Genomic DNA, 23,279 nt, shown 5'->3' with positions numbered 1-23,279 from the left:
ATAGCGTTAACAATAGTAAAGTAGAACAAATAATTACATACTTTAACCCCAAATTATAGGTGAAATTAATTCAAGTACTTACCTTTAAGTATATCTTTAGGAGAAACACTTAATTCCACTATTATTAAAAAACTTTTTATATCGCCCATTACTTTGTACTTACGCCAATCTTCTTAAAATAATGAAGTAAATATAATTGTTTAAAATTGTCAAAACTTTTCTTGCTTTAAATAGTCTAATTAATAGGGAAATTTGAAATGAGGTGATGTTTTGAGCGAGCATCAATTAGAAAGGAAAGCGATAAAGGGAAACGAGGATGCTTTTTTAGATCTGATGCATACTCATCAGGAGGCATTATATAGAACTGCCATGTCCTACTTAAAAAATGAAGAGGATGCTTTAGAGGCTGTTCAGGAAGTAACCTATAGGGCCTTTAAACATATCAAAACACTTAAAGAGCCAGCATATTTTAAAACCTGGGTAACAAGGATCATGATGAACTATTGTCAGGATACGATTAAAAAAAGTAAGAGAGAGATTTGTGAGGAAAGCTTACTACTAGTATTCGGGAAAAAAGAAGATTATACGTTTTTGGAAATAGAGGAGGCACTTGCCCATCTATCTGACTACGAAAGAGAGTTACTCCATCTCAAGTACTTTGAGGACGTCAAAATTAAAGACATAGCAGCCATGTGGAAGACACCGGAGGGAACGATTAAAACTAGATTACATAAGGCACTCCGTTCATTTCGACATCATTTTGAGGAGAAAGGGGAGATGAAACGTGTTTGAAGAGGAAAAACAAAAATTGGAGAAACGAAAAAACGTGATCAATCAGGTAGATGTTCCTTTGGACAAGGTAGAGATGTCCGTAAGAAACGGCTTTGAAAAAGCAAAACAAGAGAAAAAAAGGAAGAGAATAATTACTCATCGGAGTCTGTGGTCTGTCGCAATGGTAGCTCTATTATTTATAGCATTTGTAACCTCTATAAACGTTTCTCCAGCCTTTGCAAACAAGGTATCAGCAATTCCTGGCATGGAGCGGGTAGTAGCTCTTGTTCAAAATGACAAGGGTCTAGTTGCAGCTGTAGAAAATAACATTTATCAACAAATAAATGCTTCTCAAACCGAGCATGGAATTACGGTCACGTTGGATGGGGTAATTGCTGATGAAAAGGGAATGGTTGTTTTTTATACGGTGGAATCTAAGGAAAAGGATTTGAGTGAGCTAGGTTATAAATATTTGCGAATAAAATCAAACAATAGATCACCATATCAGTATAGTATGGAAATCCATAATCGCTTTTATCCTTTAGCTAAAGAGAAGGGATTGAAGGTATTTAGCTCTAGCCATCGTATAGAAACTAGCTATAGGTCTCTTCTACCCACAGAAGAACATAATTTTGAATTGGGACTTATAAATGGAGATACAATTGAAAACTTTAAAATACCTTTTTCCTTTAAAAGAATAGATAATTTGGATAGCAAAACTATTACTGTAAACAAGGAAATGAAGATTGAGGGGCAAATAATAAAAGTGAAATTTATCTCCGTAGATCCCACTGGTATGAAAGTGTATTTAGAGACAAATTCAAGTAATACTAAAAAGTTTTTATATGGTGCATTTAATAAAATACAATTAGTAGATGAAGATGGCAGAGAATGGTCGGCTTACTCAGATAGCTATTATTGGGAGGAAAATAAATTTACCGTCTCAATGCCGGAGAGCTTTTATTTCTATAACCCTAAAAAGCTGACATTAAAGTTTGGGAAAATAGCAGCAATGGATAAAGATGAGGCTTACTTACTCATTGATACAAATTCTTCTGAATTTATAAAGCAACCAAAGGATTCTATCTTCTCTGATTTAAAAATAGAAAATAATAAAGGAAGCTTTATTATCGATGCAGATAGAAATAAAGAGTTTGTCTATTTTCCAAAATTAATAGATGCAAATGGAGAGGAATATATAATAAAGTATAATGACCAGCCCTATTATCCAAGCTCTCAATATGTGAACAGCTCTTTTACAGATCTCCCAGAGGGAAAAACAAAATTTGAATTTCAGATTCCTTCAAATAGCAATCAGATTAGATTAGACTTAGATTTTTATCCTTCTTGGATTGAGGATGAGGACGTAAAAATTGAAATAGAAATCCCGTAAACAGCTTTTAATTTTAGAATTTCTTATCTTAAGAGAGACAGTAAATCACTTACGATTTACTGTCTCTTCGCTAATTTCTCTTAATACATACTAATAAGCCCGGCCTGATGAATTTTAAAGTCCATATATCCATTAGGCTCCACGATAAAATACATTCTATTTTCACCAGAGACTAAGGGGCCATTATAGTCTTTTTCGAGTTCAACGAAAATTGTGGCAACAAACTCTACGTGGTAAGATCCCCTATCTACCTCTTTAAGCTTTGATAACTCTATTTTTTTTATACCCGTCTTAAATTCATTTACATCAAAATAAGAAGTTGGCAATAGCTGTTTCTGAGAAATTTGTGGGTTGTTTAAAAGGTTGGTGAAAAGAATATTAATGGGATTTGCTTTATCTGGGATGTCAAGATCAACAGCTGGCTGCTTGCTAATACGCCAGCCAACCTTTTCAACAAATTGATACTCTACAACGTAGGTTGTTTTATCAGCGTCTTCCCCAAAGGGAACAGTTAGTCGATATTTAGCTTTATCGGAATCTTTCTTAATAATTTCTGCTGTAGCTTTTTCCCATTTCTCTTGGGACCCCATGTCGGCTTCTTTTTGAGCAAGTTTTCCTTTATACTCCAGGATTTCTAAATCCTTTATAAACTGTTCCGCTGCTTTTGAGGTCATAGTTTGAGTTAAGTACTTCAAGAGCTTAGTCTTTGTATCAATCTTACTGGATAGGTACCGATAAGCGAAGTCATTGTAAAGAAAAGTATTATATTCTCTATCTTTATACCCCCCGCCACTACTAACGAATAGATATGCCTCATGATATTTAGCTGCTAAATCAATTGCTATTTTCTCTGTTAGTATTTTGGTGTTTTGCGTAACTGTTTGGGTAACCTTAGTATTTTCTTTGGTTGTAGCCTCGGTAACACCAGTAAATGTAGTGCTTAAAAGACTAACTGCTGTAAATGCAATTAATAGTTTTGCTGTTTTCATAATAGATCCTCCTATTTGTGATTTGTTGTTGGTATAAGCAAAAATGTTAGAAAGGGTATTTGTAAAGTTTCTAGAATAGGTAATTAATAAATATTATGTAGAGGGAGCAAAGATTATGTCTGATGACTTAAAAGTAGCTTATGGAAATTACTTAATTCCGAAAGAAATCTTGCAGCTGATTCAGTTAGAGAGGAATCTCACTAAGGAAAATTTATCTTTAGATATGATTGGGTTCAGACCAGTTACCGAGCCTTCTCCTTACTCAATCACACCACCTGATTTAATACCGTTTGCTGAAAGTGGAGGGGGAGGGATTCATTTTGGTTTTCTGACCGACTTTCATAAAACTACCGATTTAATGAAAGCTTCTATTGTATGCATTTCACCTACTAACGACCCACCAATACGTTATTTAGCAGACAATTTCCAGAGATTTATTAGTCTAGTATTTTCAGTACCCCATGCTGAAATGCTTGAGCAATTAAGTACTATTTCAAATAAAGAACAAGAAAAGGCAATACTAGATGAATATATAGCCGATCTTCCATTTTCATGGAAAATAAAACAAGAAAAAGTTTTCTCTGCATTAAAAAACATCTATCCTTTAGGAGAAAAGGTAGATGTTATTACTACTATTACTTCAGCGAAGCGGAAACGGGAGGATAAAGTAGTTATCACTACCTTTGATGGATTGGGTGTTATAGGGAAAAATAGTGGAGAAAGATATGAATTTTTGGAGAGTCGAAATAGTGATGCAAAAGAGTTATTAAGGATGCGTCAATTTCTTCAAGAGGCAACACTAGAAGAAAAACAAGCTTTTATAAGAGATATACAGTATTGGTATATAGTAGATCCTGATTATAACTATGAGATTTGGTCATTAGTTCAAGAGGTAATCCATACGTTTAATGAGTAGATTTAATATAAAAACTACCACTATACATTTTATCTCATAGTGGTAGATCAACTTTAGTTAGGTATAGGGTATTTTAACGCATTCTTCTGGATTTTCTTTTTTGCAGCTTCCTTTAAATCTATATCTAATAAGTTCGCCAGCTGTAAAAGGTATATTAAAACATCTGCTGCCTCTTCTTCAATACCTTGTTTATTATTTGCTATAGCTTCTTCAGAGGAAAGCCATTGAAAGTGCTCTAAGAGCTCACTTGCCTCTAATGAAACAGATATAGCCAGACTACGAGCACGACCATCTGTATTGCTACCCCAGCCTCTTTCTTCATTGAATTTCATAATTTCCTTTGTCAATTCATCCATATTATTATTCCTTTCTTTCAGTAATTTTAAGTGATAGATATGTATTGTGTTACCATATTTATTTTATCAAACGGTAAGCAGTGAATCCATAGTTGAACCCAATACCTAGGAGTACATTCAAGCAGAGTTCTAAATGATTTTTTGTTTCAGAGTATTGTATTGGTATAATATTGAATAATTACTTTCTATGGATGGAGGGGGATAAATGAATCTTAAAGGAGTCTTATTGTTAATATTCTTGTTTCATACTGTAGTAAACGCAACTAGACCGGTCATTACTCTTTCCGCAGATGAGTATGGAGCATCTATTTGGATCATTGGTATTTTAACTTCCACATTTGCTTTTTTGCCATTATTATTTTCGATCCATGCCGGAAAAATTATAGACAAGATAGGGGATAGGCTTCCCATTATTATAGGCTTTGTCAGCTTGATTGCCGGTATGATTGTTCCTGCCGTTTATTCTACTATTTGGTCTTTGTTTGCAAGTCAGCTGCTTTTAGGAATAGGAAATATTAGTATTCCTATTGCTTTGCAAAATCAATTGGGACATCAAACAACCAAAAAAAATAGGGATTATTATTTCAGCATGTTTAGTCTCTGTGTTGCATTTGGAGCGGTAGTAGGACCTCTAATGGGGGGGTACTTGTCGGAACATATTTCCTTTCGAATTGTATACATTTCGTGTGTAGGGATTGGACTAGCAGGGATTGTCTTTTCCCTAAGAATCCCCAAGGTAGAGCGTCAAATACATAGTACCCCTACTAAAATGATGGATTCGATAAAGCTTCTAGAAAGCCCGCTTATACGAAAGGCTTTGTTTTCAAGTGCCTTGGTTTTATATTCAAAGGACATATTTGTTGCATATTTTCCGTTACTAGGGAAACAAATGAATTTGTCTACCTCAACTATAGGATGGATAATTGCTCTACAAGGGTTGGCAACTATGTTTGTTCGTTTTGTGTTGCCTAAGCTATTAGAAATATACAAGAGAGAATTTATATTATTTGTATCTATATTTGTTGCAGGGGTTGCCTTTTTATTGTTGCCTTTAACTAGTTCCTCCATCATTATTGCTTTTCTCGCTATTATGATGGGATTAGGTCTTGGATGTGGACAGCCTATATCTATGACAACAACTTATAATGCATCCCCGCCCGAACGTACGGGAGAAGTTTTAGGCCTACGAATAACTATTAATCGTCTATTTCAATTAATCGCACCAGCTTTTTTTGGCGTAATTGGTGGCTCTGTCGGGATGATTGGAGTATTTCTCTTTAGTGGGGTCCTTTTGGTAGGAGGCTCTTTGTTTTTTAAGGGAGGTAAGGAAGTAGAAGATTGAGTTCGTTAGTAAACACTAAACTTTAAAAGAAGATTAGTGTTTATTATTTCCAAAAATATAATCTCATTGTATAGTTTGAAATAAGTAATATTTTTAAGAAGGTAGTGAGTAAGGTGAAACAAGGAATTACTGCAAAGGACGTGGCAAAGCTTGCTGGCGTTTCTCAATCTTCTGTCTCACGTGTGTATTTTGAAGGAGCGACTGTATCTCAAAAGACTCGTGAGAAGGTGTTAGCTGCTGCAAAAGAATTGGGTTATAGACCGAATGAATTTGCTCGTAGCCTAATAACAAATAGAACGAAGATAATTGGTCTAGTTATGAAGGGAGTTCAAAACCCTTTTTATCCCCAGGTTTTAAAACAATTTACAACCGCATTTAAAAAGTTAGGCTACAGTATTTTGTTTGTGTATACGAATAACGATGAGATTCAAAAAGATGATATCGATACATTACTTAATTATAATGTTGCGGGTGTTATTATTACTGACGCAACGTTGTCCTTACAGGCCAACGAAGATCTATTTAACAACAGAATTCCTTTAGTGTTATTTAATAGAAAAATTGTTGGTAATAAATTTTTTTCTGTTTGCTGTAACAATTTAGAGGCAAGTAAACAGATTGCACAGTACTTATTGAAGACGGGTTGCTCTAATATGATTTATATTTCGGGTAATGAAAATACATCAACTAGTAAAGAGCGTGAGAAAGGTTTTGTAACGGTATTAGAAGAAAATAAAGTGAAATATAAAAAATATATTTCCGATTATACATATGAAGGCGGGTACGAAACAATTGAGGAAATAGTTTCTCAAGGTAAAATACCGGAGGCAATATTTGTAGCGAATGATATTATGGCTCTGGGTGTGATTGATGCTTTAAAAAAACATCAAATATCTGTTCCAGATGAAGTGAAGGTTGTTGGCTTCGATAATATTGAGATGTCTGCTTGGCCATCGTATAGCTTAACAACATGGGAGCAGCCAATAAATGAAATGGTCAAAAGAACAGTTGATTATTTAACCGCAGAAATCAACGAATACTCTGGTTTCACCAAAAATATAGAGATTGATGGAAGGTTAATTGTACGAAATTCGACATATAATAGTTGACTAATTGATTTTTTTAGAATAATCTTATTTGTATATATTTTTGCATACGTATGCAAAAATAAAATGGATTATTTTGAATGCGTTTTCAAACAAAGGGGAGGAAGAACAAATGGTTAAAGTAATAAAGGCCGGAAAGTCACAAGAAGAGGTAAGTGCGAATGATTTAAAGGTATCACAAATAGTTTCAGAAGCCTTACAGGATGTAGAAACAAGAGGAGATCAAGCAGTTCGTGAATTATCAGATAAGTTTGATAAGTGGTCACCAAAATCATTTCGTTTATCCACAAAACAAATTGAAGAAATCGTAGCTAAAGTACCTTCAGAGGTATTAGAGGATATAAAATTTGCCCAAAAAAATATACGTGAATTTGCTGAGGCACAACTAGCATCCATGCATGATGTGGAAGTAGAAAATATACCAGGAGTTACTTTAGGACATAAAAATATACCAGTCAATAGTGTGGGTTGCTATATTCCTGGAGGACGTTACCCAATGGTGGCTTCGGCTCATATGAGTGTTTTAACTGCAAAAGTTGCAGGTGTAAAACGAGTAATCGCATGTACCCCGCCGATTAACGGGGAAATTCCACATGCCACTATTGCTGCTATGTCTTTAGCTGGTGCAGATGAAATTTACTTGCTAGGTGGTATTCAAGCTATGGCAGCCATGGCCATTGGAACAGAATCTATCAAAGCAGTAGATATGATCGTAGGGCCGGGTAATGCATTTGTTGCAGAGGCAAAACGTCAGCTTTATGGACGTGTGGGAATTGACTTATTTGCTGGTCCGACTGAAACGTTAGTGGTGGCAGACCATACAGCGGACGCTGAAATGGTTGCTACAGATATTCTTGGTCAAGGAGAACATGGTCCGACCTCTCCGGGTGCTTTAATAACAACATCGGAGAAACTTGCAGAAGAAACTTTGAAAGAAATTGAACGCCAGCTACAAGTTTTGCCTACAGCAGATGTTGCTAGAGTATCGTGGGAGGATTACGGACAAATCTTACTTGTAGATTCTATTGAGGAAGCACGAGTGGAGGCAGACCGTCTGGCATTTGAACATGTAGAAATCTTAACAGAGGACCCAAACTACTTCTTAGAAAATATGACGAACTATGGCTGTCTTTTCTTAGGACCAGAAACAAATGTGGCCTATGGGGATAAAGTAATTGGTACGAATCATACGTTACCGACTAAGGGTGCGGCAAGATATACGGGCGGTTTATGGGTAGGTAAGTTTATTAAAACAGTAACCTATCAAAAAGTAACACCAGAGGCAAGTGCATATATAGGGGAGTACGCTGCACGCTTATGTCAGTTAGAGAACTTTGCTGGACATGCTGAGCAGGCGTTACTAAGAGTAAGAAGATACGGAAATAAATAATTCTTAGGGGTTTAGGGGGAGAAAGTATGTTAGGTCTCATAGGGTTATTCGGTGGGCTAGCTTTATTGATTTATTTAACTATGAAGGGGATGAACCTTCTCATTGCCGCACCACTAACAGCTCTGCTAGTTGGGGTATTTAATGGGCTTCCGTTGTTTCCACAGCTTGTAGAGGAAGGTGCTGCCAATTTCTTAACTAATTACATGGGAGGGTTTACTAGCTTCATAGCATCTTGGTGGCTAATGTTCTTAGCTGGTGCCATTTTTGGTAAAGTCATGGAGGATAGCGGGGCAGCAGATAGTGTGTCCCAATGGATCGTCAGTAAAATAGGTATTAAACGTGCAGCGTTAGCTGTAGTGATTGCCTGTGCTGTTTTAACTTATGGGGGAGTTAGTTTGTTTGTCGTGGCATTCTCCGTTTATCCAATGGCTTTAAGTTTATTTAAACAAGCGGATTTGCCAAGAAGGTTTATACCGGCTGCACTTGGTTTTGGTTCTACAACCTTTACTATGACATCAGCGGGATCACCAGAAATTCAAAACTGGATTCCTATTCAATTTTTAAAGACATCGCCTTATGCAGGATGGGAAGTAAGTTTTATTGTAGCTGTTTTCATGATGGCATTTGGTTATTGGTGGCTGAAAAAAATGATTAAAAAAGCAATGTCTAATGGAGAAAAGTTTGTTAGCAGGGAATCTGATGTAACGACAGTTGCTCGTAAAGAGTTGCCAAATCCTTTACTAAGTATGATTCCGTTAGGTGTAGTATTAATCATTTCATTTTTCTTACATAAAGAGCTTGAAACTTCAGCATTAATCATTGCATTAACTGGTGGAATTCTTGCTACCTACCTGTTAAACAAAAAGTATTTTCATAATTTCGGTGGAGCTGTTGCAGAAGGGGCAATGGGAGCTGTAATCGCCATTGCAAATACTGCTGCTGTTGTAGGTTTTGGGGGTGTAGTAAAGGCAACCCCAGCATTTGAATCGGCGGTTGATGTAATGACATCTATTCCAGGTAGTCCACTGATTGGTGGAGCAGTTGCTGTGGCGGTTATTGCAGGTTTAACGGGATCATCTTCGGGTGGACAAGCTATAGCCTTACCTCTTTTGGCCCCACATTATTTAGACCTAGGCGTAAATGCAGAAGCCCTTCACAGATCCGTTGCCATTTCTTCTGGGTCTCTAGATTCGTTGCCACAAGGAGGCTATGTTGTTACTACTATTCGATCTATCTGTGGAGAAACGCATAAGGATGCTTACCCGGCCTTTGGTGCTTTAACAGTTGTTGTACCGATTCTCGGTGTAATATTAGCCGTAATTCTATTCTCCTTTGGAGTAGGTATTTAATAATACATTATAATACCCGACAAACATAAGTATGATGTTTGTTGGGTATTGATTGTTATAGAAACAATTAAGGGGTGTGAACAAATGGAAATCGTATCAATTTTAGGTTGTGGAACGATGGGGCACTCTATCGCTCTATCCGCAGCTTGGGCAGGCATGCAGGTAAAGGTATATGGAGTTAGTGAACAGGACTTAGAGATTGCTAAAAAAGGTCTCCACAATAAATTAAAAGTGATGAAGGATAATGAATTGTTTGATGAAAAAGAAGCGTCACGCATTATGGACCTCATTGTGTTATCTCCTTCTCTAGAAGAGGTTGTAAAAGAAGCAACCTTTATTATTGAAGTCATACCTGAAGTACTAGATCTTAAAAAGGGCATGTACAAAAAATTAGAGGAACTAGTTGATAAAGACGTAATTATTGCAAGCAATACCTCTGGCTTCATGCCAAGTTTGCTAGCAGAGGGAATGGATTACCCTAATCGTTTTGTTGTAACTCACTTTTGGAATCCCGGTCATCTAATCCCGCTAGTTGAAGTCGTAAAAGGTGAAAAGACGGATAATGGTACAGTTCAGCGAGCTATGCAGGTACTACAACATATGAATAAGAAACCAGTATTACTGAATAGAGAGATACCAGGGTTTATAGGAAATCGTTTACAGTATGCGTTATTTCGAGAAGCCCAATCACTACTTGATGCAGGTGTAGCGACTAAAGAGGACATAGATGCTGCAGTAACTTATAGCATAGGGCGTCGTCTTCCGATAACTGGTCCATTAATGACAGCAGATTTGGGAGGGCTTGATGTTTTTTCAGCTATTTCAAATTATCTATTTGAGGATTTGAGTACCGATCAAAAATCTGGTCGCGTGCTCACACAGTTAGTGGAAGAGAATAAGTTTGGAGACAAGAGTGGTGAAGGGTTCTATTCATGGGACGAGCAATTCTCTATGTTAAAAAATGTGGAACGTGAACAAATGCTTATTCATTTTCTTAAGGGTGACTTGAAGTTAGGAGGTAGCAATGAATAACTTCTTTTCAGAATTAGAGCATAAAACAGTAATCGTAACAGGCGGTAGTAAAGGGATAGGGAAAGATATAGCCCTGACATTTGCTAAGTTAAAAGCAAATGTTGTAATTTCTGGTCGAGATAATCAGGTGTTAGAGGAAACGCTGAAAGAACTAAAAAATTATAATAATCGATGTATGGCAGTACAAGGAGATTTAAGTATAATCGAGAACATTAAAAATCTAATTGAAACGACTGCAAAAGAATTTGGAACAATAGATATACTTATAAATAATGCTGGAGTAAATATTGCAAAGCCTGCCTTAGAAGTAACAGAGGCTGACTGGGATACTGTCTTAGACTTAAACTTAAAATCTGTGTTCTTTACAAGCCAAGCAGCGGCTAAATACATGAGTAAACAAAAAAATGGTAAAATTATAAATATAGCATCTCAGATGGCATTTGTAGGCTATTACAATAGAGCAGCGTATTGTTCTAGTAAGGGTGGTCTAGTCCAATTAACGAAAGCACTTGCAGTTGAGTGGGCAAAGCTTGGCATAAACGTTAATGCAGTAGCACCAACATTTATAGAAACAGAATTGACTGCCAAGATGTTTGAAGATGAAGCTTTTAAAAAGGATGTGGAAAATCGCATTCTCTTAAAGGGACTTTCTCAGCCGAAGGATATCTCTGGTGCAGTACTATACTTAGCATCTGATTTGGCGAACTTCGTTACAGGAGAAACCTTAAAAGTTGATGGCGGCTGGACTGCAATTTAAGGATTGGGGGATTTCAAGTGAAGGATAAAGTTGTATTTATAACTGGGGCAGCCAGAGGAATTGGCTTTGATGTGGCTAAGGCATTTTTAGAGGCCGGAGCGAGCGTGATTATTTCTGATGTGGATCGCGAGTCATTAGACGAAGCTGTCTTCACTCTAAATGGGCCAGTAAAGGGAATCGTCTGTGATGTAACGAAAGAAGAGGACATTAAAAATGCAATCGAATATACAGTAAAATCATTTGGGAGAATAGATATACTGATAAACAATGCGGGGATGCAACATGTATCGTATATAGAAGATTTCCCAACAGAGAAGTTTGAATTGCTAATAAAAATAATGCTTACAGCTCCTTTTGTAGCGATGAAGCATGCATTGCCATATATGAAAAAACAACAGTTTGGTCGAATTCTTAACATGGCTTCTATAAATGGATTAATAGGATTTGCTGGAAAGGCCGCATATAATTCGGCTAAGCATGGAGTTATCGGTTTAACGAAGGTAGCAGCATTAGAGACTGCAGCCGATGGAATAACAGTGAATGCAATATGTCCAGGTTATGTAGATACCCTTCTTGTACGCAATCAGTTTAAAGATTTAGCAAAGACAAGGAATATTGAAGTAGAGCAGGTGCTTGAAGAAGTGCTATATCCACTTGTTCCTCAAAGAAGGTTGTTGGATGTTCAAGAAATTACAGACTTGGCTTTGTACTTGGCAAGTGATTCAGCCAAAGGAATGACGGGTCAAGCAATTGTTTTAGATGGTGGTTATACAGCGCAATAATAAAAAGGTCCTTCAAGTAAGACTTACTTAAGGACCTTTTGTATATACAAAATAATAGATTGTTTAAACAGAGATAGCTTCTTTTTGCCTTATGCTTTATTTGATTTTTCCGTAAAGAAGGTGATAACTAAAAACATAAAAAATGCAAAAAGTAAGATTGTTCCTCCAACGATAAAGAAGACCATGACCAATGTTTCGTTAAGGTTGAATGGATTTATATTATACATCCACATCCCCAAAGTTAAACCTAATGCACCAATCATGGCGCTTATACTTTGTAAAGTAACCATCCATTTATGCTTTACTGTAAATACTTGATAGAAAATCCCCCATGCAAATACAGATAACCACCCTACTAAAAGTACGTGAGCGTGAATCGGTCTTAATGAGTAGTCCATCTGACCAGCCATATGCGAGCCAAGATAAGTTCCAAAAAGGCCGAATAGTGCAGCAAATCGAATTAGTCGTATACTCCATGTTTTTTCCATTTCAATCTCTCCTCTCAAGCAATCAGTCTAATGATTTCATAAGTATTAAACAAGTAAATATTAAACTTTGACTTGAATAATTCATATTTGAATAGAAACAATAAAAAGTAGAAGAAAAGTTCATAGAGAGTTCATATAACAGATGTACACTAACCCTTTGAAGGAAATTTGAAGGAGGAAATACTCTATGAAAAATTTTGCACCTTATTACTGATTGCGTTTCTACTAAGGGTGTAATCTCTTCAGCGAGTATTATTCTTGCAGCATTGACGACTATGCCGATAGCAGATTTATTCGTCTTTGGCTTTATCATCCCAATAGGAATAATTATCAATACATTCCTAGTACGAGGAATGCTACTTCCATCCTTAATACTTATGTACGAAAAAGATAAAAAATAACAAGAAAAGCGTAAGCGCCTGTCTCTGCCCCGACAGGCAAATGGGGAAAAGCGAGGAGGCCGCCCCCAGCCACCGCAGCTTTTTACGATTTGACCCCGAGGGGCAAGGCGCTGAAGCTAGACAACAAGAAAAGCGTAAGCGCCTGTCTCTGCCCCGACAGGCAAATGGGGAAAAGCGAGGAGGCCGCCCCACAGCCACCGGAGCTTTTTACGATTTGACCCCGAAGGGTGAGGCACATAAGCTAGCTAGACCAAGGAAGCGAAAAAGAGGGTGTTTGTAAGGTGAACTTACAAAACAACCCTCTTTTTAAAATAGAAAGTATAATTTAATTAGTAATATGGATAGTACAGAGGGAAGGAGGAAATTCAATGAATATTTTAATAGTGGATGATGATTTAAATATACAAACACTAGTGATGATTCACTTAAAGAGGGCTGGCTATGAAGTGATTGCAGCAAAAAATGGAGAGGAAGCTCTTTCATTATTAAAAGATAGTTGGGCTGATTTAGCGGTGGTTGATGTGATGATGCCGGGGATGGATGGCTTTACTTTAACGAGAATTTTAAGTAATCAATATGATATTCCGGTTATATTGCTTACTGCTAAGGGAGCTTTAGAGGATAAGGAACAAGGGTTTTTAGCAGGATCAGATGACTATTTGTTAAAGCCTTTTGAACCAAAGGAATTGCTCTATAGAATTGCTGTTATCTTACGTAGACTCGACAAGTCTTTTAAACCAATTATGGTAAGTGGAAACGTTACGATAAATCGCTCTACCCATGAGGTTACAGTAGGTAAACAAACCCTCTTACTACCGTTAAAGGAGTTTGAGCTTTTAAGTGTATTATCTTCCAAGCCAGAACAGGTTTTCACCCGAACTAATTTAATGGAAAAAGTATGGGGCTATGATTATGAAGGAGATGACCAAACGTTAAATACCCATATTAAGCGTTTAAGGCAAAGATTAGAGCGAGCGGGGGCTTTGATAGAGATTCAAACGATTCGTGGGCTCGGATATAAGTTGGATGTGAGTGGACAATGAAATCTCTATATAGACAATATACATTAGCGACTTTATTTATTATTACGATTAGTATTTTAGCTGGATTACTAATTGTGAGTCTGGTTTATAACATTCAAATTAAAGAAAAAAATGATGAGAAGAACGTTGAAGTAGCAGTAGAAATCACTACTGTATTAGAGAAAATGCACGGAAGAGGTTTTGATAAATATTTAGAATCTATTACTAAGCTGGGCTATCAAGCTTATGTCATTAATGAAAAGGGGGAAGAATATTCATTTGGAGAACCATTTTCGGACAAGGAGCTAAGCGATGAAACCCGTTTCCAAGTATTAAATGGAAATATTTATCACGGTATGCGTGATTATCAAGGCAAACTTTTTATCTTTAATCATTATGCGAATAGTGTTAGTAATACAGTTGGTATTCCCTACGAGCATGAAGGGATGGTTTACGGTTTATTTATTCGACCAAATAATCAGTTATTGTTCTCTGACATGCACCTGTTACTACTCGGCTTCTTACTTGCACTTGCAGTAATAATTCTTGTTTCGATGCTAGTACTGGCACAGCAACTCGTTAAACCGATTAAGCAATTGAATGATGCAACCAAACACGTAATGGAAGAGAACTATCGAGTAGATTTAGACATTACACGTAAAGATGAGCTTGGGCAACTAGCTAGAAATTTCTCTAATATGGTTAAGCAGCTAGAGCTTAACGATGAGTCCAGAAAGGCTTTTATAAGTAATGTGTCACATGATTTTCAATCACCTCTTTTAAATATTCAAGGATATGCGGATTTGTTAAAATCAACTGATCTTAATATGGAAGAAAGAGAAAGCTATCTACAAGTTATTGAACAGGAAACGAAAAGATTATCTAATCTGACTAAGCAATTGTTATTATTAACATCACTTGACCAATCTGCGAGACCTGTCAGAAAATCGAACTTCAGATTAGATGAACAGCTCAAGGAAGTCATTTATAAATATAGATGGCGACTAGAGGAACAGAATATTGATCTTTCTTATGAAATGGAACCAGTTATGTTTTATGGCGACGCAGATCTGTTGGAAAATGTTTGGGATAATGTACTAACAAATGCTATTAAATATAATATAGCTAATGGAGAAATTTCTATAAGAGTTACAGAAGATAATGAATATGTAAATATATCCTTTCAGGATAGTGGAATTGGTATGGAAGTAGAGGAAATAAACCAGATTTTTGAGCGATTCTATCGTATAGATAGTTCTCGAACAAAAGATGGTTCTGGTTTGGGTTTAGCGATTGTAAAGGAAATTGTTGATTTGCATAGTGGCAAAGTAGAAGTAACGAGCAATGGAAAAGAGGGTACTTTATTCGTTATTTCTTTACCAAGGAATTGAACGGAGTGCGGAATTGATTTTTATAGACTTACGTTTTTTAGTCATTCCCATTTAACTATTTCAAAGGAGATTTTAATTTAAGGGGTATTTCGTGTTAAAATAAGCACTTAGTAAACAAGAAGGAAGTGTTTTAAATGGTAGGACGAAATGATCCTTGTCCATGTGGTAGTGGAAAAAAATATAAAAAGTGCTGTGAGTCTAAAGAGACTATTTCTATAGAAGAAGTAAAAACCGAAGAATTAGAACGTGTGCTACAAACCTTCTATGATGAATATCCAGAAAGAAAGGATTATGCTGCTTTCGGTGATTTTGCAACTGATTGGACCAAATCCTTGAAGAGTTTTATGGAGCAAGAAATGATTGAAGCTATAGCAATGGATGAGTTCTTCTTTCACCAGCGTATAGATATTTGGACAGGATATCTAGAAAAACAAAGAAAGAAAATAGCTAGACCTTCCACGTTAAAGGTACTGGATAGCTGGAATGAACCACGTGCATTTGTAGGAGAAGTAACTGTTGTAGAAGAGCAGTACTTGACCGTTAAACATGTATTGTCTAATGAAACAATTTTATTAAGAAGAGAAAATGATAAGCCTGTTCCAGTTGGAATGCATATATATTGTTTTATACTGCCAGATGGACAAGGAGACGGTCATTACTTGGCTGTCTCTAGTCTTGTATTTTTCCCTACTGACCACAAGGTAGTATTTGAAGACTTTACGAAAAAATTTAAAGCACTCGATGATACGACTGAGCAAGTTTTCCTAAAAGAGAATGGTATGAAGCTTTGGATCGCTCTTGGAGAAAACGGCTATGAGGGCGGGGAGTACACATTCTTTGAAGCAGGGGTACTCCAACAGGCTATGGATTTTCTTGAAAAAAACAGTCGAGAATATAAGAAGTTAATAGAAGTGGTCGAAGATTATTTGTTTGAGCAACAGCCAAATGCAAGAAAAGAAGTGGCTATAGCTGCTGGAGCAATCCGATTTGGGCAAGAAAATGGTTTCTTTGAGCCATTAAACTTTACAGTTAAAGAAATTGCAGAAGCTTTTGACGTTTCAACTTCCTCATTGAACAAATATTATCAGGAATTAAATGCATATTACGCAGAGATGAAAATTTAATTAGAAGGCTATGTAGACAATTTCTACATAGCCTTTTTCTAAGAACTTTTCAAATTATTTGTCTAAATCCAGTGACTTGGCTCAAAGAATAAACAGAGAATGATTGCTCTAATGAAAAAGCCAATCATGACTAATCATGATTGGCTTAAAAAAATAGAATGTTATAATTTTAAAACTTAATTGCTTTTTCCTTTGCCATTACCGTTACCATTGCCATTGTCATTTCCATTACCGTTGCCGCTACCATTGCTGTTCCCATTTCCGTTACTATTCCCACTACCATTCACTTTCTTTTCAACTGTAATGGTTTGTGTAGATTCATGACCTACTAAATCTACTACTTTTAATACAAATTCATTGCTTCCTTCCTCTAAAGGAAGCTCCACATCTACAGTTTTACTATAGCCATTCATAGCGTATGGTGAAGAAACTGGGTTATAGAAGACTTCGCTATCATTTAGATACAGACGCACTTCGTCGAAGTTATCTCCAACCTTCACTTGAATAACAGGATTTTCTGCATCAGCATTAAGTTTCCCTTTTGGAAGAGATTTCTTCACAGCTTCTACAGTTGGTTTTTGAGTGTCTACAATGATTTTGCGAGTAATCGCCATTTTATTGTCGAATTCATCAATAGCTTCTACGTTTACACTTTGTACTCCATCTTTTAAGGACAAGGTATGAGAGAATGCTTTTCCATCAAATGAACTAGCAGGTACTCCATTGATTTTTAATGACTTAATCTTAGAGTCATCTTCTACTGTTCCTTCTACTAAAACATCACCAGTCTGATAGTAGCCGAAAAATTCAGGTGTTTGTATAAAGATAACTGGCTCCTTTGTTTCTTCCTCCGGAGCTGGTTCAGTCTCAGGTGCATCTTCTACAACAATTTCTTCTACTGTAGAGTTTCCAGCGATATCCCATACTTTAACTGTTATCTTATCTCCAGTTATAGCTTGCTCTACTACATAGCTCTCAAGTGTTGCAGCTTCTGTAATTTCTTCATCATTTAAGTAAACTTCGATACGATCGATTCCAACACCTTGGTCGCTTGCATTAGCAAGGGTCAGTGTTTTTGTTTTTGCATCAAATGTAATTTCTGCAGTAGGAGCCTTTGTATCTAAGATAATAGGGTACTCAATAGTTTGCCATTCGGCACCTGCATGATCAATGACACCTCTAAGCTGAATCTTATATTGACCATCTGCAGCAGGTTTTCCATTGATCATTCCATCCCATGCATTAACGCTAGAGAACGTGTATGCATTAGTAGAGATGTAGTGTTTTCTTAAATATTTTTCAGTACGAATGGTACGGAGTTTCTTACCATTTGCATCTAATATATTTATTTGGAAGTCCTTCACATTACGCATTAGAGAATAAACAGGAATCACTTTGTCTAATGTGCCATCTCCGTTAGGGGAGAATGCAAATTTAGTAGGATCGAATTCTTCGCTTAAAGAAGATCCATTGATAAAGTCACCTTTGTCATCAGCTAATGCTTGGAATCCCCAATAAGTTAAATCCTCCCAAAGGAACTCATCAAAGATTGGTGCATCGTCCCAAGAACCATTGAAGCCAAAGAATGGGACAGTTAATGGTACATTTCCAGAAGTCTCTTCCGATGGGTCAGTCAAGCGTACGAAACCATCAATGAAGTAGCCATTAGGGAAATATTGGTATAACCAATCAGAGTTAGAAGCATCAACGGAAACCTGAATGGTAGTTTCCCCATTAGCAGGAACCGTGACAGTAGCAGGAACTGAAATGCTAGCATCTGATTCCTCTAAAACATAGGAGCCGTAAGCTTCATTATTAGGAATAGTTACGTAGTTTGCTCCAGCATTTACTGGACGATCTACTTGTAATTGAACATCGACGTTATAAGTTTTAGCTTCATCGCTATAATTTTTAGCTTTTAAAGAGAAGTTGAATTGACTTCCGCTAATTTCTTTTAGTGCAACTTTTGCTTCACCAGTGGATGAATTAGTTACTAATACATCTGTTTCTAAAGCATTTGCAAGTTGCATAATCCCAGCCCCTTGACGACGTGGAGACACATATTCTCCAGCTTTTAACTCAATCGGCTTAGCTGTGTTCATCATAAGGTTTTTAGCAAACTGAACACGTTCTGCACCAGTTAATCCAAATTCTTCATTTACACGTTCCAATACTAATGCAGTACCACCAGCAACATGAGGAGCAGCCATAGACGTACCACTCATTAGTCCATAGTTATCATCATTTAAAGTTGAAAAAATGTTACCACCAGGAGCTGTAATTTCAGGCTTGAAATCTAAGTTAGGTGTTGGTCCCCAAGATGTAAATGAACTCATTTTACCTTTAGATGGGTTTGGAGTATCAATATACTCTCCATCAAATGATACTGTGACTGTTTTTCCAGCATCAATGCCAGCTTTGATAGCTAGTCCATCAGCTTGTAAAGCAGACATAAATGGAATGCGAATAGCAGGGTCGGAAGCCATATTAATAGTTCCCTCTGCATTGTTATAGATAATAACTCCTACAGCACCAGCTTCTTGAGCATTTAAACCTTTTTCTACAAATGAAATACTACCTCGGGAAACTAAAGCAAACTTTCCGGATACATCTTTACCAGCGAAGTCCTCAGGTGTACCGAGCCCAGCTTCCACTACTTCGTAAGAATCGGCAGGTAGAGAAGCAGGATCCTTGTCATTTGCCAATAAGAACATTGCTTGACCGCTTTCGGCTCCATCAAAAGCATATTGGAAGCTAGAAGCAGTGATAGAATCATTTTCGTAAGAAGCAACACCAAATGAATCTTCCGAAACAGAAGGAGAACCAGTTAATCCGTAGTCTTGGTTAGAGGCATATGGATACCAAGTACCAGAACCAAACATGTCAGAGTTACCTGCAGATATTGCTACAAGTAAACCATTATCCTGTGCACGAGTAACTGCTTGCTGCTCAGGGCTGTTACTATCAACAAATCCGGCAGTAGATCCAAGAGACATATTTAAAGCATCCGCGCCTAGCTTAATAGCATCGTCCATTGCTTTAACATAAACATCTCCGTATGTGGAAGGGAACAATGGGTCGTTACCAAATACTTTAAGTGCAAGAAGCTGTACCTCTGGAGCAACCCCCTTGATACCGCCGTTTTCTTCATCCCCATTAGCACCTACAGTACCGGATACATGCATCCCATGCATTGAAGCGTCGGGACCGATGTCACGAATTTCTGTATTTTCATCCATATAGTTATAACCGAATGGAACCTTAGGAGTGAAATACAAGCCAGGTTCAATAGAGCCATCACTTAATAATGTGCTTACTTCTGCAGAAGTTATTTCCCCCGTATTTTCATCTGAAAGAATCATATCGCGGTGGTTAGGGTCAATTCCCGTATCGATAACACCTACAACCATGCCTTCTCCTTTAAAGGAGTATTTCTCCCATGCTAGCTGCGCTTGTACAAGTTCCTTCGAATGAACCATCTGTGGTGTTATTTTCGGACGGTCATATTCAGTAGATTCATACACTCGTTTAACGCCGTCAATCAATCCAATACCAGCAACATCTCTAGCATCTACCTCTGCCGAGAAGCCATTAAATATAGCATTAAATTCTTCTTTGTATTGTATATTCTTTGAAACTCTCTTAACTTTATCCTTTACATTTCGTTGGTCTGTTTCAATAGCAGATTCGACAGACTTTCTTTCAGACTTAGATAAATTTTTGTAGAGAACTCCTTTTTTTGTCGCAGTCTCAATTGCCGGAGCCTTCTCGAGTTCGACAATGATTCGAACTTTTTCGCTAGGATTCTCAGGAACTAGTAACCTCTCTGGTATTTGTGGTAATCTTTGAACCTGAGTATTGGTGAGTTGTTTTTCAATCTGTTTAGCAGATGCTGGACTTGCCAAACCAACAGATGTCGTACTGAACATAAGTGAAGTGACCACAGCTAGAATAGTAGTATTTTTCTTAATTCCCAATTCCCTTTCCTCCTCATATTTTCATAATGTCTATTTGAACTTATCATATATTCAGAACATTTAAAATAGAGTGTGTAAGCAAGCATTTTACTTAAATAAATCAATTTGGAAAGAAAAGTAATCATTAAGATACTTATCCATTTATTTACTGTAATCTGATGTGCTCAATTTCAGAATAAATAAATATAGTATTATACTATTATTTTTGTAGAAATTAGTCCCAGGTTATAAAAATAAGTATAAATTACAGCAAAAAATTCCTGAGATAAAGGAAAAAATAAAAAAAAGAGAGTAATTTACAAAAATAGTTCAATATATATAGCGGTGTGACTATAGTCTTGTATACTATCAATATTTTCTAAAAATGTTTATTAAATTTAAGAGAGGTTATATAAATAGAAACCACGAAGGAGTGAGTAAAGATGGATAAAAATCATTCAATTAACAAGGATAAAGATTCTGAAAGACAAGATATTCCTGGACGTATTTTGGATAATCCAGATTTACTGGATACAGAGAAAGAAAGTATTTTTGATAGAGACGAAGAAATGAAAAATGTCGATCCGATACCTATGGAAGAATTAAACCAAAAAGTGAAGGATGAAAAAAATCATAGTAAGACAAAAAATACTTCCGCTACCGATAAACGTTATCCTGGCTGAATTAATGTTTAAGAATACGCTTTCCGGAGAATGCTAATAATATAAATTAGAAATTAGCTGAGGAGTGATTATAATGGTTATGTTAAAAAGAAAAATATTAGGAAGCGCTTTTCTTTCAACAGCTCTAATCTTAGGAGCATGTGGGGATAAAGAAGAGGTAAGCGATCCCCCAACTGCTGATGCGGTTGAAAGTGAATTTGGGTTTACCTCTTTTGACCTCGATATCGATAGTGCAGAACAACGTGATGCTGTTGAAGCTTCTTTTGAAGTAGATGCCACTGGAGTAGAAGCAGAATATGTAAACTCTTTAGATTCTAAGAAACTACATGGAGATGAAGCATATGAGTTTCTTAAGCCTATTTTTACTGATCTTGCCTTAACGAAGGACATGGAGAAGGAAGAAGTAATGGAAAAAGTTTTAACAGCTTTTGGAATAAGTGAATATACAGAGTTTGACCTAGAGGTACAATATGAAGATGGTCAAGAAATAGAGTATAAGGATCTAAAGAAATAAAAGACGGTTTGTGAAATAAAACAAAAAAATTACAGCCAAAAGGTATCGTTAGGAAAGTCCTAGCGATACCTTTTCTTATTTTTGAAAACCTAGTTGATTTAAATATTATTAAGAAGAGTTTATGTCAATTATTACAAATCGATTAAAAGGATGATAAATAGGTTAGTGATGTGAAAGAGGGGGTATTCATCTAATAACACAAACCACCACATAAATTAAAAGGGAGGCTTTACAAATGAATTTAAATTCTAATAGAAGAATTGAAATTGCTCGAACAGAAGAAGAGATGTATGAAAAACTAGAGGCGTTACAAAAACAAGGTTTTGAAGAAAGTGATATTCACGTTATATCTTCAGAAAGCAGTGATTTGAATGCATTAAGTCGCCATTCAGAAGTGTCGACACATGAAGCTGGAACTTTCATGGATAAGTTTAAATCTTGGTTTACAGGAGAATCTGCTATCGTAGAAGGCTTAAAAAAGTTAGATTTAAACGAGGAAGAAGCAGAACAATATGCAAGAGAAGTGTCTTCAGGAAGTATAGTATTATATACTGACTCCGACACTCTTGACGAAGGTTATTTAAATAACGCTGCTGACTCTGAAGTTGCAGCAACAACAGAGTATACTGATACTATTGGAACTGATGTTGTGCAAAACCGTTTCACGGAGGGAGAGGCACCTATATCCGACTATGCAAAGGAAAGTGGATTTACTCCTTCGACTAATGAAGTAGTTAACAAAACTGATGGACGGTTGGATGAACAACAGGATAAGTTTGCGAGGGGAGAAACTTTTGCGACTGATCCTCTACTAGCAAGAGATGAAAATCATTTTGGGCATACTATGCAAGAAGACGAATTGGTCCAAAATAAGCGTCCTACCATTGATGAAAGTGTAACAATGGAAGAAAAAACATATGGGGCACATTCTCCAGGTGCCGATCCGAACTTGGGGCCAGCGGCATTTAGTGATGATGAGGTTGAAATGGATGAGGAAGAAAGAAGAATCAATAAACAGCAGCGCGAAGAAGAGCTGGAACGTCAGCAGAAATTGGATGAAACTTCTCCTATAAATCGATTATATTAATAAGTATTTTCAAAGTGCCCCTCTATTGTTAGAGGGGTTTTTGAGTTTAGTAAGGATTACTTACATAATTTCAGAAATATAATTTGATCATAATGTATGAATTATAGATGGCAGATTTCCGCTTTCGGCGGTCGCTTTCCGTGGGGTGAGCGATAAGCCATCACCGTCGCTAGCGCGTCGTATGTAATGTCTTATCTTTCTAACTGACCCCACAGGAGTCGCCGCCTGTAGCTTCAAACATATATGGTGTAGTAATGAGAAAGTAGCGCGGAGAAATTATCACAAGAATAAATTGTATCGTTATTAGAGCTATCCTATTAATAAATTTATAGGAAAAGCTTGAACAATAAATAACTGATTTCCGCTTTCGGCGGTCGCTTTCCGTGGGGTGAGCGATAAGCCATCACTGTTGCTAGCGCGTCCAGGAGTC

Annotated in this window: 20 protein-coding genes and 1 pseudogene; 17 read left to right on the top strand and 4 right to left on the bottom strand. The window is 36.7% G+C overall.

The features are described from left to right. Nucleotides 1-270 precede the first annotated feature (270 nt). Together D0S48_RS10170 and D0S48_RS10165 are read left to right on the top strand one after the other, a co-directional pair. Entirely contained in the window at nucleotides 271-792 is a 522-nt protein-coding gene (locus tag D0S48_RS10170; RefSeq protein WP_144538531.1) for a sigma-70 family RNA polymerase sigma factor, read from the top strand. Further along, the gene (locus tag D0S48_RS10165; protein ID WP_144538532.1) at nucleotides 785-2,164 is read left to right on the top strand and encodes a DUF4179 domain-containing protein; all 1,380 of its coding nucleotides are present in this window, start codon (nucleotides 785-787) and stop codon (nucleotides 2,162-2,164) included. The genes D0S48_RS10170 and D0S48_RS10165 overlap by 8 nt, the downstream gene beginning before the upstream one ends. Before the next feature lie 80 nt (nucleotides 2,165-2,244). Here D0S48_RS10165 and D0S48_RS10160 read toward each other — a convergent pair whose 3' ends face one another. Then, entirely contained in the window at nucleotides 2,245-3,153 is a 909-nt protein-coding gene (locus D0S48_RS10160) for a DL-endopeptidase inhibitor IseA family protein (RefSeq protein ID WP_144538533.1), read from the bottom strand. A gap of 115 nt (nucleotides 3,154-3,268) precedes the next feature. Between D0S48_RS10160 and D0S48_RS10155 the strand changes: the two genes are divergently transcribed. Beyond that, nucleotides 3,269-4,069: a hypothetical protein gene (locus D0S48_RS10155; protein WP_144538534.1), complete on the top strand. Its 801-nt coding sequence runs from the start codon at nucleotides 3,269-3,271 to the stop codon at nucleotides 4,067-4,069. 53 nt (nucleotides 4,070-4,122) lie between these two features. Here the strand turns inward: D0S48_RS10155 and D0S48_RS10150 are convergent, their stop codons facing one another. Next, nucleotides 4,123-4,425 carry a nucleotide pyrophosphohydrolase gene (locus D0S48_RS10150; RefSeq protein ID WP_144538535.1) on the bottom strand — a complete coding sequence of 101 codons (303 nt, stop codon included), beginning with the start codon at nucleotides 4,423-4,425 and terminating at the stop codon, nucleotides 4,123-4,125. A gap of 205 nt (nucleotides 4,426-4,630) precedes the next feature. Between D0S48_RS10150 and D0S48_RS10145 the strand changes: the two genes are divergently transcribed. The 7 genes from D0S48_RS10145 to D0S48_RS10115 all read left to right on the top strand — a co-directional run bounded on the left by D0S48_RS10145 (nucleotide 4,631) and on the right by D0S48_RS10115 (nucleotide 12,183). Next, the gene (locus D0S48_RS10145; protein ID WP_144538536.1) at nucleotides 4,631-5,767 is read left to right on the top strand and encodes an MFS transporter; all 1,137 of its coding nucleotides are present in this window, start codon (nucleotides 4,631-4,633) and stop codon (nucleotides 5,765-5,767) included. A 113-nt stretch (nucleotides 5,768-5,880) separates the two neighbouring features. Beyond that, nucleotides 5,881-6,876 carry a LacI family DNA-binding transcriptional regulator gene (locus D0S48_RS10140; RefSeq protein ID WP_225321731.1) on the top strand — a complete coding sequence of 332 codons (996 nt, stop codon included), beginning with the start codon at nucleotides 5,881-5,883 and terminating at the stop codon, nucleotides 6,874-6,876. A gap of 109 nt (nucleotides 6,877-6,985) precedes the next feature. Then, nucleotides 6,986-8,263: a histidinol dehydrogenase gene (gene hisD / locus D0S48_RS10135; RefSeq protein WP_144538538.1), complete on the top strand. Its 1,278-nt coding sequence runs from the start codon at nucleotides 6,986-6,988 to the stop codon at nucleotides 8,261-8,263. A gap of 26 nt (nucleotides 8,264-8,289) precedes the next feature. Then, nucleotides 8,290-9,612 (top strand): GntP family permease, encoded by a 1,323-nt coding sequence (locus tag D0S48_RS10130; RefSeq protein WP_151111513.1) that lies wholly within the window; start codon nucleotides 8,290-8,292, stop codon nucleotides 9,610-9,612. A gap of 84 nt (nucleotides 9,613-9,696) precedes the next feature. Further along, nucleotides 9,697-10,644, top strand: coding sequence for a 3-hydroxyacyl-CoA dehydrogenase family protein (locus D0S48_RS10125; protein ID WP_151111511.1), 948 nt, complete (start codon nucleotides 9,697-9,699; stop codon nucleotides 10,642-10,644). Further along, complete coding sequence (locus D0S48_RS10120) at nucleotides 10,637-11,401, top strand: SDR family NAD(P)-dependent oxidoreductase (protein WP_151111509.1); 765 nt, start codon at nucleotides 10,637-10,639, stop codon at nucleotides 11,399-11,401. Before D0S48_RS10125 ends, D0S48_RS10120 begins: the two co-directional genes overlap by 8 nt. A gap of 17 nt (nucleotides 11,402-11,418) precedes the next feature. Further along, a complete protein-coding gene (locus D0S48_RS10115) occupies nucleotides 11,419-12,183 on the top strand; it encodes a 3-hydroxybutyrate dehydrogenase (RefSeq protein WP_151111507.1) in 765 nt (254 codons plus the stop codon). Between the two features lie 89 nt (nucleotides 12,184-12,272). Here D0S48_RS10115 and D0S48_RS10110 read toward each other — a convergent pair whose 3' ends face one another. Then, nucleotides 12,273-12,671: a hypothetical protein gene (locus tag D0S48_RS10110; protein ID WP_151111505.1), complete on the bottom strand. Its 399-nt coding sequence runs from the start codon at nucleotides 12,669-12,671 to the stop codon at nucleotides 12,273-12,275. A 221-nt stretch (nucleotides 12,672-12,892) separates the two neighbouring features. On the opposite strand from D0S48_RS10110, the pseudogene D0S48_RS21325 reads away from it, so the two are divergent. The 4 genes and pseudogenes from D0S48_RS21325 to D0S48_RS10090 all read left to right on the top strand — a co-directional run. Beyond that, a pseudogene (locus D0S48_RS21325) lies at nucleotides 12,893-13,072 on the top strand (hypothetical protein); the annotation flags it as partial. Between the two features lie 368 nt (nucleotides 13,073-13,440). Then, on the top strand, nucleotides 13,441-14,115 hold the full coding sequence (locus tag D0S48_RS10100; RefSeq protein WP_144538544.1) for a response regulator transcription factor: 675 nt from the start codon (nucleotides 13,441-13,443) through the stop codon (nucleotides 14,113-14,115). Then, nucleotides 14,112-15,485, top strand: coding sequence for a sensor histidine kinase (locus D0S48_RS10095; protein ID WP_151111503.1), 1,374 nt, complete (start codon nucleotides 14,112-14,114; stop codon nucleotides 15,483-15,485). The genes D0S48_RS10100 and D0S48_RS10095 overlap by 4 nt, the downstream gene beginning before the upstream one ends. A 134-nt stretch (nucleotides 15,486-15,619) precedes the next feature. Further along, nucleotides 15,620-16,609: a YecA family protein gene (locus D0S48_RS10090; protein ID WP_151111501.1), complete on the top strand. Its 990-nt coding sequence runs from the start codon at nucleotides 15,620-15,622 to the stop codon at nucleotides 16,607-16,609. 176 nt (nucleotides 16,610-16,785) lie between these two features. Here the strand turns inward: D0S48_RS10090 and D0S48_RS10085 are convergent, their stop codons facing one another. Continuing rightward, nucleotides 16,786-20,586, bottom strand: a complete 3,801-nt coding sequence (locus D0S48_RS10085; protein WP_191963907.1) for a S8 family serine peptidase — start codon at nucleotides 20,584-20,586, stop codon at nucleotides 16,786-16,788. Between the two features lie 422 nt (nucleotides 20,587-21,008). Between D0S48_RS10085 and D0S48_RS10080 the strand changes: the two genes are divergently transcribed. The 3 genes from D0S48_RS10080 (at nucleotide 21,009) to D0S48_RS10070 (ending at nucleotide 22,849) form a co-directional block, all read left to right on the top strand. After that, nucleotides 21,009-21,248 carry a hypothetical protein gene (locus tag D0S48_RS10080; RefSeq protein WP_144538547.1) on the top strand — a complete coding sequence of 80 codons (240 nt, stop codon included), beginning with the start codon at nucleotides 21,009-21,011 and terminating at the stop codon, nucleotides 21,246-21,248. A 73-nt stretch (nucleotides 21,249-21,321) separates the two neighbouring features. Continuing rightward, complete coding sequence (locus D0S48_RS10075; protein WP_151111499.1) at nucleotides 21,322-21,762, top strand: YusW family protein; 441 nt, start codon at nucleotides 21,322-21,324, stop codon at nucleotides 21,760-21,762. 235 nt (nucleotides 21,763-21,997) lie between these two features. Beyond that, nucleotides 21,998-22,849 (top strand): YflT domain-containing protein, encoded by an 852-nt coding sequence (locus D0S48_RS10070; RefSeq protein WP_151111497.1) that lies wholly within the window; start codon nucleotides 21,998-22,000, stop codon nucleotides 22,847-22,849. Nucleotides 22,850-23,279 lie beyond the last annotated feature (430 nt).

It is taken from the genome of Psychrobacillus sp. AK 1817 (genome assembly GCF_008807035.1).
GTDB lineage: Bacteria > Bacillota > Bacilli > Bacillales_A > Planococcaceae > Psychrobacillus > Psychrobacillus faecigallinarum.
This window is presented reverse-complemented; position numbering and strand designations above follow the sequence as displayed.

Excerpts from the sequence above, each read along its gene's own strand:
- hisD (WP_144538538.1), top strand. The coding sequence starts at position 6,986 with ATGGTTAAAGTAATAAAGGCCGGAAAGTCACAAGAAGAGGTAAGTGCG.
- D0S48_RS10155 (WP_144538534.1), top strand. The coding sequence starts at position 3,269 with ATGTCTGATGACTTAAAAGTAGCTTATGGAAATTACTTAATTCCGAAA.
- D0S48_RS10150 (WP_144538535.1), bottom strand. The coding sequence starts at position 4,425 with ATGGATGAATTGACAAAGGAAATTATGAAATTCAATGAAGAAAGAGGC.
- D0S48_RS10160 (WP_144538533.1), bottom strand. The coding sequence starts at position 3,153 with ATGAAAACAGCAAAACTATTAATTGCATTTACAGCAGTTAGTCTTTTA.
- D0S48_RS10075 (WP_151111499.1), top strand. The coding sequence starts at position 21,322 with ATGGTTATGTTAAAAAGAAAAATATTAGGAAGCGCTTTTCTTTCAACA.
- D0S48_RS10100 (WP_144538544.1), top strand. The coding sequence starts at position 13,441 with ATGAATATTTTAATAGTGGATGATGATTTAAATATACAAACACTAGTG.
- D0S48_RS10120 (WP_151111509.1), top strand. The coding sequence starts at position 10,637 with ATGAATAACTTCTTTTCAGAATTAGAGCATAAAACAGTAATCGTAACA.
- D0S48_RS10110 (WP_151111505.1), bottom strand. The coding sequence starts at position 12,671 with ATGGAAAAAACATGGAGTATACGACTAATTCGATTTGCTGCACTATTC.
- D0S48_RS10070 (WP_151111497.1), top strand. The coding sequence starts at position 21,998 with ATGAATTTAAATTCTAATAGAAGAATTGAAATTGCTCGAACAGAAGAA.
- D0S48_RS10130 (WP_151111513.1), top strand. The coding sequence starts at position 8,290 with ATGTTAGGTCTCATAGGGTTATTCGGTGGGCTAGCTTTATTGATTTAT.
- D0S48_RS10145 (WP_144538536.1), top strand. The coding sequence starts at position 4,631 with ATGAATCTTAAAGGAGTCTTATTGTTAATATTCTTGTTTCATACTGTA.
- D0S48_RS10080 (WP_144538547.1), top strand. The coding sequence starts at position 21,009 with ATGGATAAAAATCATTCAATTAACAAGGATAAAGATTCTGAAAGACAA.
- D0S48_RS10090 (WP_151111501.1), top strand. The coding sequence starts at position 15,620 with ATGGTAGGACGAAATGATCCTTGTCCATGTGGTAGTGGAAAAAAATAT.
- D0S48_RS10095 (WP_151111503.1), top strand. The coding sequence starts at position 14,112 with ATGAAATCTCTATATAGACAATATACATTAGCGACTTTATTTATTATT.
- D0S48_RS10125 (WP_151111511.1), top strand. The coding sequence starts at position 9,697 with ATGGAAATCGTATCAATTTTAGGTTGTGGAACGATGGGGCACTCTATC.